We start from the raw sequence: 13,540 nt of genomic DNA, 5'->3' as shown, positions 1-13,540 counted from the left end.
GATGTTGTTGCGCGGCATGAGATTTTGCGGACGGTGTATCCGGAGGTCGACGGTGTCGGCTTCCAGGAGGTGTTGTCTGCGGATCGGGTGCGGTTGGATTTGTCGCCGGTGGCGGTGTCGGAGTCCGATGTCGTTGGTGCGGTGACGGAATTCTTGTCGACCGGTTTCGATGTGGCGGTGGAGGTTCCGGTTCGGGCGCGGTTGTTCGCGGTGTCGGAGTCGGAGTTCGTGTTGGCGATGGTGGTTCATCACATCAGTGGTGATGGCGTGTCGATGGGGCCGTTGACGCGTGATGTGATGGTGGCGTACGAGGCTCGTTCTCGAGGCGAGGTTCCGGGGTGGGCGCCGTTGGCGGTGCAGTATGCGGATTATGCGTTGTGGCAGCGGGAGACTCTTGGTTCGGAAGATGATCCGTCGTCGTTGATTTCGCGTCAGATCGGGTTCTGGGAGTCGGCGTTGGCGGGGTTGCCGGATCAGTTGGATTTGCCGGCTGATCGTCCGCGGCCTGCGGTGGCGTCCAATCGCGGTGCCAAGCATGCGTTCGTGATCGGCGAAATCGAGCACTCGTCTCTGAAAAAGATTGCGCGCGAATCGAATTCGTCGTTGTTCATGGTGGTGCATGCGGCGTTGGCGGTGTTGTTGGCGCGGTTGTCGAGTACGTCCGATATTGCGATCGGTACTCCGGTGGCGGGTCGTGGTGAGCAGGTTCTCGATGATTTGATCGGGATGTTCGTCAATACGTTGGTGCTGCGGACGGAGGTGGATTCTTCGGAGTCGTTCTCGGAGTTGTTGGGTCGGGTTCGTGAGGGCGATCTGGGTGCATTTGCCCATGTAGATCTGCCGTTCGAGCGGTTGGTGGAGGTGCTTAATCCGGCGCGGTCGCAGGCTCGTAATCCGTTGTTCCAGGTGATGCTGTCGTTCCAGAACATGGAGCAGTCGGTGCTTCGACTTGGCGATCTGACAGTTGCGGGAATCGACGCCAACACGGTGGCGGCCAAGTTCGATCTGCAGTTGACCATGGTCGAGCAGTTTGACGAGGCGGGCGCACCAGCGGGGATGGCGGCGCAGTTCACGTACGCGACGGATCTGTTCGACGAGTCGACGGTGGCAGGCTTTGCCGGCAGGTTCGGGCGCATCCTTGCTGAGATCACTGTTGATCCGTCAGTTCGGTTGGGTGATATCGACGTACTTACCGCTGCTGAGCGCAGCAACCTTCTCAGCTGGTCCACTGGTGGGCGCACAGCGTTGGCAGGCGCCTCCCTGACTGCGATGTTCGACGAACAGGTTGGGCAGACCCCTGATTCTCTTGCCGTCGAGTGCGATGGCGAGGCGCTGACCTACGGGCAACTCGACGCCTACGCAAACGTGGTGGCCGAGCGATTGACGGCGGCCGGCGTCGGTCCGGATGACGTCGTCGCGTTGATCGTGCCGAGGTCGGTCGAGTGGGTCGTAGGTATGTTGGCGGCGTGGAAGGCGGGTGCTGCGTACGGGCCGATCGATCCGTCGTACCCACAGGATCGGATCGAAGCGATAATTGCCGACACTGGCGCCCGATGTGCGGTGAGTACGACGACTCTCGATCTGGCGGTGGACGTCATCGTCCTCGACAGCATCATTCGCGATTCGCCGATTGTGGAGGGGCCGACGGATCGATGGCGTGAGCTCGGTGCGGGCGACCGCTTGGGGTATGTCATTTCGACATCCGGTTCGACTGGTCGTCCGAAGCCGACGTTGGTGCCGATGGCGGGCATCGAGAATACGGTGGCCTGGTATCGCAGCGAGTTGCCCGAAACTGGTGGTCTTTTGATCGCGTCTTCACCCAGTTTCGACCTGACGCAGAAGAACGTCTGGGCAGCGCTGAGCAGCGGTCGGACCGCAGTGCTTGCCTCAGACGGTTTCGATCCGGATGCGATCGTCGCTCGCGTCGGGCACGGTGACGTCGCAGTGGCGAACATGTCGCCGAGCGCATTCGAAGCCGTGGTGGATTCCGATGAGGAGTCTGCTCTGAGCGTTCTCGATGTTGTGTTCCTTGGAGGCGAGTCGATCCGGCTCAATCGTCTTGGCAGTTTGTTGTCAGGCGGCGTACGCCTGGTGAACAGTTACGGCCCGACGGAAGCGTCGGACGTGGTCTCGTTCCACGCAGTGACTGCGCATGACACCGTCAGCGTTCCGATCGGTGCACCGGTGCCGAACATGGATCTGTTCGTTCTGGATCGGTCGTTGGGTATGGTGCCGCCGGGCGTGATCGGCGAGTTGTATGTCGGTGGTGTCGGTGTCGGTCGCGGATACGGAAACCGAGCAGCGTTGACGGCGGAGCGTTTCGTCGCCAACCCCTTTGCGGGCGGGGAAAGGGGCGCCTCAGATGGCGGCAGCAGGTTGTATCGAACCGGCGACCTCGTCAGGTGGAACGGTCGGGGCGAGCTCGAGTACATCGGCCGATCGGATTTCCAGGTCAAACTGCGGGGGCAGCGTATCGAACTCGGCGAGATCGAATCTGCTCTGATCTCGCACGAGGCGGTTTCAGATGCGGTGGTCGTCCTGCACAGCGATGCGACGTTCGGCGACAGCCTGGTCGGGTATGTCGTGGGAACTGCAGTAGATGCGTCCGAAGTTCTGGAGTCTGCCCGGGCCGTGCTTCCGACGTACATGGTGCCCTCGAAGGTTCTTGTCCTCGACGAGCTTCCTCTCAATGCTTCGGGCAAATTGGATCGAAAGGCTCTCCCGTCACCGGTATTCGAGGCAGCAGAGTTTCGGGCGCCGGTCACAGCGGTGCAGGAAATTGTTGCGTCGGTGTTCGGAGATGTGTTGGGCGCGGAGCGGGTCGGTCTGGATGACGATTTCTTTGCGCTGGGTGGTAATTCGTTGATCGCTACCAGGTTGGCAGCAAGATTGGGACAGGCGCTCGATGCGCAGGTCCCGGTGCGCGTGCTGTTCGAGAACTCGACAGTGGAAGGTTTGGCTGCAGTAGCGCAAAAGACCGCAGGTTCCGGTGCGAGGATGGAGTTGGAGGCGCGGGAACGTCCAGAACGTCTTCCTCTGTCCTTGGCCCAGCAGCGAATGTGGTTGGTAAACCAGATGGATCCCGGTTCTGCGGCATACAACATTCCGTTGGCTCTGCGATTGACAGGGAACTTGGATGTCGCGGCTTTGCGCCAGGCTCTTCACGACGTTTTGGTTCGACATGAGTCGCTCCGGACCAGCTACCCGAGTGACATCGAAGGGCCGGTTCAGAAAATCGTCGCGATCGACGAACTCCTTTCGCCTCTCGAAACGATTCAGGTGGACGACGAGGCCGCGGCGTTCAATCGCGTCGTGGAGTTGGTGACGACCGGATTCGACGTAGCTCAGGAAGTACCTGTACGCACTGGGTTGCTCGAGTTGGGGCCGGCAGACTTCATATTCGTCTTGGTCGCTCATCACATCGCCGCTGACGGTGAATCGATGGGACCTCTGGCCCGAGACATGATGGTCGCCTATGAGGCCCGCATGCGCGGTACCGCGCCGTCGTGGACGCCGTTGACTGTTCAGTACGCGGACTTCGCGATCTGGCAGCGCGAAGTGCTCGGTAGCGTCGACGAGATCGGCTCGCAGGCTGCACAGCAACTCGACTTCTGGCGCCGGACGTTGAACGGTGTGTCGTCGACGCCCGGATTGCCTTCCGACCGTCAGCGACCCGCGCAGATGTCTGCAAAGGCCGGTGTCTCGGAGTTCTCCGTCAGTGCGGACACGGCGACGCGGCTCAACGAGATTGCGCGCGAACACAACGCCACATTGTTCATGGTTGTGCATGCCGCGCTTGCAGTTCTCATCTCACGGTTGAGCGGAAGCCGAGATTTCGCGATCGGAACAGTTGTAGCAGGGCGAGGTGAGCAGCAACTGGACGACATAGTCGGAATGTTCGTCAACACGCTCGCACTCAGGACCGCTCCGGACCTCGGAGCAGGATTCGGCGAATTGGTCTCGCTGGTTCGAAATGTCGATCTCGAGGCATTTGCGAACGGCGACATACCGTTCGAGGAAGTTACCGGCGCGTTGTCGGCGTCAGCGAACGAGCTTTTCCAGGTTGCACTGTCGGTCGAACCGATGGCAGGAGCCGAGTTCAGTCTGCCGGATCTGAAGATCTCGGCAGTCGAGGGTGTGGAGGCGACTGCGAAGTTCGACCTCCAACTCAATCTCAGTTCTGATCCGATCACAGGAGGACTGATTGGCCATTTGGTTTTCGCCGCCGATCTTTTCGACCAAGCGACCGCCGACGCACATGTCGAGCGATTCGTACGCGTTCTCGATCGGGTGTCCTCGGATCCTTCACGTCCGATCGGTGACATCGAACTGCTCACCGACTCCGAACGAGCAGAAGTCCTCGGCTCCGTGGACACAACGCCACCCCCGGCCGTTGGCGCTTCGACGGGCCGACTCGTGCCACAGCGATTGGCGAACTCCGTTGAGGCTGATCCTGACGCCGTAGCAGTCGTGTGCGATGAAGAGGAAGTGACATACCACGAGGTCGATGCACGATCATCTCGCCTTGCGCGCCACCTCATCAGTCTTGGGATCGGCCCGGGTGACGCAGTTGCGATGACAGGGCTGCGTGGCATCGAACTGGTAGTGGCGATCTGGGCGCTGTCCAAAGCAGGCGCGGCAGTACTCGTGGGAACTACAACAGGAGCAGCGCGTACGCCTGGAAGAGGAACAAACCCGAGTGTGGCCTTGACGCTGACTTCGGGCAGTGCAGATTCTGATGTCGCGCTGGATACGATCCTCGACCTGAACGAGTCCGGGGTTGTCGAATTGGTGGCGTCGTATTCGAGTCGTTCCGTGAACTACACGGATCGGCTTCGTCCGCTGAGTGGGGACGACGTCGCGGTCGTGGTTACCGGATCACACTCTGACCAGATCACCCATGGAGAGCTCGCAGCGAAGTTGGATGCTATGTCGCAAAAGCACGACGTCGACTACGAATCGCGTTTGATGTACTTCGGTCCCGACGACGATGAAACATCGGTTCTGACGATTCTGCTTGGCGGGGCGGTCGGTGGCGTCGTACTTCTTTCCTCGGAAGAGGCGAAGGACGCAGAGGTACACGAGCTCCTTGAAGAGGAGTGGGTTTCGCACGCGGTTGGTCCGACAGACGTCTTCACAGATGTCGTCGAAGGAGGTCTGCCTGATCTACGCCTGGCCTGTGATCCCGCGACGTGGACTCTGAGCTGACGCCGCCGTTCAGGAAGTCGATGGACTCCCATATCCCGAACAGTCCGATGATGTCCACTCCGCGACAGCTGTAACAATGGTTCGGTGTGTCCGATCAACTATTGGGGCTTTACCGGGACGTCGAACGCGATTTGCCCAGGTCAAGGGTAGAACCTCGGAAGTGATCGGATTCCTGCGAATACTGATCGAACTGCAGTACCAAAGCGAAGGTGAAATTGTCTTGACGCAGCACGTGTTCCTCCAGCATGCCGTTCGAGTGCAGGTCGTGACCGCATGAGCTCCGATGGTGTGACGCCAGGGACGTCGGTAGCTCGCAAGGCACGTCGAGAGCGTCCGGCACGCGGCCGTCGTGCCAGCACATCGTTGCTTCCGCAACTGCTGGCGGCGGCCGTCGAGCTGGGGCCCGAGCGGGAGGCGTTGCGGTTCGAAGGACGTTCGCTGTCATACGCAGAGTTGGACGAGCAATCGTCTCGTTTGGCGAGATTGTTGATCGCCGGCGGCATGGGGCCAGAGGATCGGGTTGCAATTTCGATACCGCGGTCCATCGAGTCCGTTCTGGCACTGTGGGCAGTCGCCAAGTCCGGCGCCGCCTTCGTCCCGGTTGATCCGAACTATCCAGCCGATCGCGTGGCCTACATGATCAGCGATTCTGGAGTTTCGGTCGGGTTGACCACTGAGGGTGCACGCGCCGGGTTAACTGACTCGGTCGGGTGGATCTCGATCGATGCTTCGGACACTGTCGAGTCGTTGGCCGCTGTCTCCGGCGCGCCAGTGACGTATGACGAGCGGGTAAGAACACTGCGTGAGCAGCACGCCGCGTACGTCATCTACACATCCGGCTCCACAGGGCGACCCAAGGGTGTTGTTGTTTCGCATTCGGGGCTAGCCGTCCTGCAGCGAGAGCAAATTCGCATGCTGTCGCTCGACGGCAATTCACGGGTTTTGCACTTCACGACTCCAAGCTTCGACGTATCGATCTTCGAACTACTCGAGACGATCGGAGCAGGCGCCGTCATGGTGATTGCCCCATCGAGCATCTACGGTGGGCCCGAGCTAGCCGAGCTGATCAAGACAGAGCGAGTGACGCATGTCGGCGCTACTCCTTCGGTGCTCGCATCGGTGGATCCATCTGGACTCGACGATGTTGCTGTCGTCGTGGTCGCGGGTGAGGCGTGTCCGCCAGAGTTGGTCGCGAAGTGGGCGCCCGGACGCCACTTTTTCAACGCGTACGGCCCGACCGAGATGACGATCGTCACGAACATGACGGAACTCGGCGCGGGTGATCCCGTCACGATCGGTGGTCCGATTCGTGGTGCAGCGTCTTTGGTATTGGATGCTCGCTTGCAGCCTGTACCGACGGGGACTACGGGTGAGCTCTATCTTGCAGGGCCGCAGGTTGCGCGCGGATACCACAATTTGGCAGGAATGACGGCCGATCGATTCATCGCGAATCCCTTTGGGGCCCAGGGTGAACGAATGTACCGCACGGGGGACGTGGTGCGGTGGACGGAAAGTGCTGCCGGCGATCGTAGCGTCGAATACGTCGGACGGTCCGATTCCCAGGTCAAGATCCGTGGCTTCCGCATCGAGTTGACTGAAATTGACGCGGTCATCGCACTCGACGAACGGGTCGAGTTTGTGACAACTCTCGGGCGAGTGTTGCCCAGCGGTGAAACGGCTCTAATCTCTTATGTGCTTCCTGCAGTTGGAGCCGTGTTGTCCGGGGATGACGTCCTGGCAGTGGTCAAGACGGATCTTCCCCGTCACATGATTCCGGCGGCTGTCGTTGTCATCGACGAGATCCCCTTGACGCCGGTAGGAAAGCTGGATTCGGCAGCACTTCCTGATCCCGTATTCGAGGCCCGAGAGTTTGTAGCGCCATCCTCCGCTGGTGAGGTCCTGGTCGCGCGCGTATTCGAAGAACTCTTGGGGGTGGACCGAGTCGGCGCTGACGACGACTTCTTCGAACTCGGCGGCAACTCGTTGATTGCTGCGAAATTGGCCGGGCGTCTCAGTGCGGCTTTCGATGTGCGGGTTCAGGTCAAAACGCTGTTCGAGTACTCGACAGTCTCCGGACTTGCATCTGTTCTGTCAGATTCAGCGGGGCATGTGCGAATTGCCTTGGCCCCTCGCTCTCGTCCGGAGCGGATACCTCTTTCCCTTGCACAGTCGCGGATGTGGTTCTTGTCGAGATTCGACTCTGTGTCTGGTGTGAACAACATTCCGATCGTGTTGCGGTTGTCCGGTGCCGTCGATGTTTCGGCACTGTCCGCAGCGCTGTCGGATGTTGTTGCGCGGCACGAGGTGTTGCGGACCGTCTACCCGGAATTCGAGGGCATCGGGTTCCAACAAGTACTTCCGGTGGACGAATTCGTGGGAACTGTATTGCCCGAAACTGTCGACGCGGCCGACTTGCTCGGTGTGCTGACGCCAGTGGTGGCAGAGGGGTTCGATGTCACGGTCGAGGTGCCATTGCGGGTTCGTTTGTTCCAGACGGGCTCGTCGGAGTTTGTATTGGCGTTGGTGATTCACCATATTGCTGCTGATGGCGTGTCGTTGGGGCCATTGGTGCGTGATGTGTCGGTGGCGTACGTGGCGCGTGCGGGTGGTCAGGTTCCGCAGTGGGCGCCGCTGGCGGTGCAGTACGCGGACTTCGCGTTGTGGCAGCGTGAGGTGTTGGGGTCCGAGGGCGATCCGTCGTCGTTGATGTCCGAGCAGTTGGGGTATTGGACGTCGGTGTTGGCGGGGTTGCCGGAGCGGATCGAGCTGCCGGCGGATCGCCCGCGGCCGTTGGTGGCATCCAATCAGGGGGCGAGTTACCAGTTTTCGATAGAGGCGCGGTTACATCGAGCGCTCGAGCAGTTGGCGCTTGATCGTAATGTGTCGTTGTTCATGGTGGTGCATGCGGCGTTGGCGGTGTTGTTGGCGCGGCTGAGCGGTAGTGACGACGTTGTGGTGGGCTCTCCGATCGCAGGGCGGGGTGAGCCGGAGCTGGACGATCTGATCGGTATGTTCGTCAATACGTTGGTGTTGCGGACCGAGGTGGATTCTTCGGAGTCTTTTTCGGCGTTGTTGGGTCGGGTTCGTGAGGTCGATCTCGGGGCGTTCGGCAACGAGGACGTGCCGTTCGAGCGTTTGGTGGAAGTGCTTGATCCGGCGCGGTCGCAGGCCCATCATCCGTTGTTCCAGGTTGCGCTGTTCTTTCAGAACATGGCGCAGGATGTCGTGGAGTTGCCGGGACTGTCGATTGCCGGTTTCGACGCCGGTGTCGAGATCGCGAAGTTCGATCTGCAGTTGACGGTGACGCCGTTGGAGGAGGACGGCGTCGGTGTGGGGATGCCGATGTCGTTGACGTATGCGACGGATCTGTTCGACGCGTCGACAGTTGTTTCGTTTGCGGAGCGGTTGGTGCGTGTTCTGGAAGCGATGGTGGCGGAGCCTGATTCGGTTGTTGGGGATGTGGAGTTGCTCGGTGAGGACGAGCGATCGCAGGTGTTGGTGACGGTCAATGACACCGTTCACGAGTTGACTGACGACGCTTTGTTGCTCGACGGGTTTGTTGCGCAGGTGGCGGCGACGCCGGGTGCGGTGGCGGTGATGTTCCAGGGACAGTCTCTGTCGTATGCGGAGTTCGGGTCTCGGGTGAACCGTCTTGCGCGGTATCTGATTTCGGTGGGTGTGGGGCCGGAGTCGTTGGTGGCGTTGGCGATGCGTCGGTCGGTTGATCTTGTTGTGGGTATGTATGCGGTGGTTGCTGCGGGTGGGGCGTATGTGCCGTTGGATCCGGATCATCCGGTCGAGCGCAATGGTCATATTCTCGGGACCGCGGCGCCGGTGTGTGTGTTGTCCACTGCTGGTGACGGTGTGGTGTTGCCGGGTGAGTTCGATGTGGTGTTGATTGACGAGTTGGATGTGTCCGGGTTCTCGGATGCGCCTGTGTTGGATGTGGATCGTGTTGCGCCGCTGCGTGGTTCGAATGCTGCGTATGTGATTTTCACGTCGGGGTCGACGGGGAAGCCGAAGGGTGTGGCGGTTTCGCATGAGGCGATCGTCAATCAGATGGCGTGGATGCAGGGTCAGTATGTTCTGACTGGGTCGGATGTGTATTTGCAGAAGACTGCGACGACGTTCGATGTGTCGTTGTGGGGCTTCTTCTTGCCGTTGGCGGTGGGTGCTCGGTTGGTGGTGGCCACTCATGACGGTCATCGGGATCCGGGGTATTTGGCGTCGGTGATCGCTGATCAGCGTGTGACGGTGACGGACTTCGTGCCGACGATGCTGTCGGTGTTCGCGGGGGAAGTCTCTGCCAGCCAGTTGGATTCGCTGCGTGATGTGTTCGTCATCGGCGAGGCGTTGCCGGCGCAGACGGTGCGCGATTTCGGTGTTGTTTCAAGCGCGCGGGTTCACAACTTGTATGGTCCGACCGAGGCCGCGGTGTCGATCACGTTCGCGGATGTGACGGATGCTGTCCACGGTGGTGTGGCTTCTATTGGTGTGCCGCAGTGGAATTCGCAGGTTTTCGTCTTGGATTCGCGATTGCGTCCGGTGCCGGCGGGTGTTGCGGGTGAGTTGTATCTTGCGGGTGATCAGTTGGCTCGTGGGTATGTTTCTCGTCCGGATTTGTCGGCGGATCGCTTCGTGGCGAATCCGTTCACTCATGGCAGTGTCGGCGATCGGATGTACCGCACGGGGGACTTGGTGCGGTGGGGCTGGTCGGGGGAGCTCGAGTACATCGGGCGCACCGATTTCCAGGTGAAGTTCCGGGGTCAGCGGATCGAGTTGGGGGAGATCGAGTCGGCCCTGGTGGCCGATGTGTCGGTGTCGGTGTCGTCGGTGGCGGTGGTGTCGACCAAGACCGGTGATCAGTTGGTGGGGTATGTGGTGCCGACGTCGGGAGCGGTGGTTGATGTTGCGGCGCTTGTGGATTCGTTGGGGTCGGTGTTGCCGTCGTATATGGTGCCGTCGCAGATCATGGTGTTGGATGCGTTCCCGCTGAATGCTTCGGGGAAGTTGGATCGGAAGCTGTTGCCGAAGCCGGTGTTCGAGGCTGCGGCGTTCCGGGCTCCGGTGACTCCGGTGGAGGAGTCGGTTGCCTCGGTTTTCGCCGAGGTGTTGGGTGTGGATCGGGTCGGGCTTGATGATGATTTCTTTGCTTTGGGTGGCAATTCGCTGATTGCGACTCGGATGGTTGCCCGCCTTGGGCAGGCGCTCGATACGCAGGTTCCGGTACGGGTGCTGTTCGAGGTGTCCTCGGTCGAGGGCGTGGCTGCCCGAGTTCAGACCAAGATCGGTTCGGGTGCTCGGGCGGCATTGACTGCTCGGGTGCGCCCGGAGCGGGTGCCGTTGTCCCTTGCACAGCAACGGATGTGGTTTCTGAACCAACTCGACCCAGAGTCGCCGGTCTACAATGTTCCTCTCGCGATCCGGCTTTCAGGGAAGCTGGACGTGGCGGGGCTGAAAGCTGCTGTTTCCGATGTCCTGGCACGGCACGAGTCGCTCAGAACATTGTACCCAAGCGATACAGATGGACCAATGCAGGTAATTGTTCCACCCGAAGATGTCGTGCTGGACTTGAGTCCAGTCGAGGTCGACGCCGAGTCTGTAATGCTGCGCGTAGCAGAGGTTGTCGGACAGGGATTCGACGTCGGTGCTGAGGTCCCCGTTCGAGCGAAACTGTTCAGCCTTGGCTCTGACAACTACGTGTTGGTTGTCGTGATCCACCACGTTGCCGGAGACGGTTCCTCGGTCGGTCCACTCGGGCGCGATGTCATGGTCGCGTATGAGGCCCGATCTCGGGGCGTAGTTCCGGGGTGGGCGCCTCTCGGAGTGCAGTATGCGGACTATGCGTTGTGGCAACGCGAGATGTTGGGCTCGGACGGCGACCCGGATTCGATCGCGTCGAAGCAGATTGCATACTGGCACGCGCAGTTGGCTGACGTTCCGCCGGTCCTGAATCTCCCCTTGGATCGTGCCAGGCCGGCGATTCAGTCATTGCGCGGAGCGACAGTCGATTTCACAGTCGATGCACGCCTTCATTCAGGCTTGTCGAGGCTCGCAGAGGGCCACAACGTGACTGTCTTCATGGTCATTCACGCGGCGGTGGCTGTTTTGATGTCCAGACTGAGCAGTTCTCCGGACGTGGTCCTTGGTACTCCTGTCGCAGGACGCGGCGAGGCCGAACTCGACGATCTGATTGGTATGTTCGTCAACACGCTGGTCTTACGCACGAACGTCGAAGCGTCGGAAGGATTCGGTTCGTTCCTGGAGCAGGTGCGTGAAATCGATCTATCGGCGTTTGCCAATGCGGATGTGCCGTTCGAGTGGTTGGTGGATGAGATCGACCCCGTGCGTTCTACTGCGCATTCACCGCTGTTCCAGGTTTTGTTGGTGTTCCAGAACTTTGCGCAAACGCAGTTCGTGTTGCCAGAACTCACGATTTCCGGGATCGAAGCGGACTCGGGAACGGCGAAATACGACCTTCAGATCACTCTGTCCGAGGTCATCAGCGAGTCGGGAGAACCCTCGGGGATGCACGGGTCGTTCAACTACGCAACCGACCTGTTCGACGAATCAACGGTGTTGGAATTCGTCGATCGTCTGTTGCGAATTCTGAACACAGTGTCCGCAACTCCGGACGTACTGGTGGGTGATATTCCCGTACTCTCACAGAGCGAGAGTGAACAGGTACTGGCGCAAGCTGTTTCGGCCGGTTCTTTGTGCTCGGACAATGCGACGCTGGTCTCGTTGTTCGACGAGCAGGTTGCGCGGACGCCTAACTCTGTCGCGTTGGCCATGGACGGAATTGAACTTACGTATGCGGAGTTCGATGCCAAGGTCAATCAACTCGCGCGTCACCTCATTTCCGAAGGAGTCGGACCTGAGCAGTTGGTCGGTGTGGCGATGCGTCGGAGCATTGACCTCGTGGTTGCGGTCTACGCCGTTCTGAAGGCTGGGGGCGCCTACGTTCCTATCGATCCAGATCATCCAGCAGAACGCACCGAGTACGTCGTAGAGGCGGCGGATCCGGTACTGATTCTGACTACCGCTCGCGATCAGTTCGCGTCGACGGGTCGACGGATGGTGACTGTCGAGGCTCTGAACTTGGACGGGTTCCCATCTCGCCGGATAGCCGACTCTGAACGCAATTCGCCTTTGCGATCGGAAAACACGGCGTATCTGATCTTCACTTCAGGTTCGACAGGTCGCCCCAAGGGCGTTGCGATTACACACAGCGCAACGGTGAACCAGTTGGTGTGGGCTCAGGCGACCTACAGGCTTGATCGCTCGGATGTGGTACTGCACAAAACGCCGATCACCTTCGACATTTCGGTCTGGGAATTGTTCTGGACTCTCCAAACTGGAGCGAAACTGGTCATCGCGGTTCCCGACGGACACCGGGACGCAGATTATCTTGCGAAAACCATTGCGCAAGAGCGGGTCACGACTGTGCATTTCGTTCCGTCGATGTTGAACGCATTCATGTCCGCGGTGCCCGCGCCGCTGCCGGAGTCGGTGCGTCGCGTCTTTGTCGCAGGAGAGGCGTTGAGCGCCGACACCGTACGCCGATTCAGCGGGTACGCGTCGGCGAGCCTGCACAACTGGTACGGGCCTGCCGAGGTCGAGGTGGTAACAGCTTGGGAGGCGACTTCTGAGGCGATGGTCGTCCCGATCGGTTCGCCCGTCGCTAACACGTCCACTGTTGTGCTTGACGGCCGGTTGGCGCCAGTGCCGGTGGGTGTGGCCGGTGAACTGTATTTGGGTGGACCGCAGGTGGCTCGTGCATATCACGGTGAGCCTGCTATGACGGCGCTGCGATTTGTCGCCGATCCGTTCGGATCAGCCGGCGCCAGGTTGTACCGCACCGGAGATTTGGTTCGATGGACCAAATCGGGGGAGCTGGAGTACATCGGCCGTAGCGATTTTCAGGTGAAGTTGCGTGGTCAGCGGATCGAACTGGGTGAGATCGAATCAGCCCTGCTCACACATGAGAACGTCAACGACGCCGTCGTCGTGATGCACTCTGACTCCAAGTCGGGTGACAGCTTGGTTGGGTATGTGGTGCCGGCGTCGGGTGCGGTGGTTGATGTTGTGGCGCTTACGGATTCGCTGCGTACGGTGTTGCCGTCGTACATGGTTCCGTCGTTGATCATGGTGTTGGATGCGTTTCCGCTCAATGCGTCGGGGAAGTTGGATCGGAAGTTGTTGCCGGAGCCGGTGTTCGAGGCCGCGGTGTTCAGGGCTCCGGTGACGGCGGTGGAGGAGATCGTCGCGTCGGTGTTCGGGGATGTTCTCGGGGTCGAGCGTGTCGGGTTGGATGACGATTTCTTTGCTT

Annotated in this window: 2 protein-coding genes; both read left to right on the top strand. The window is 60.1% G+C overall.

Features of this window, described 5'->3' with window-relative positions:
* A partial coding sequence (locus AC1DVN_RS30475; RefSeq protein ID WP_477994789.1) for an amino acid adenylation domain-containing protein occupies positions 1–5,208 on the top strand: 5,208 nt, incomplete at its 5' end.
* Positions 5,209–5,481: 273 nt separating this feature from the next.
* On the top strand, positions 5,482–13,540 hold an 8,059-nt coding region (locus AC1DVN_RS30470; RefSeq protein WP_477994787.1), incomplete at its 3' end, for a non-ribosomal peptide synthetase.

The sequence above is a fragment of the Rhodococcus sp. P4_E4 genome, assembly GCF_056401575.1.
This window is presented reverse-complemented; position numbering and strand designations above follow the sequence as displayed.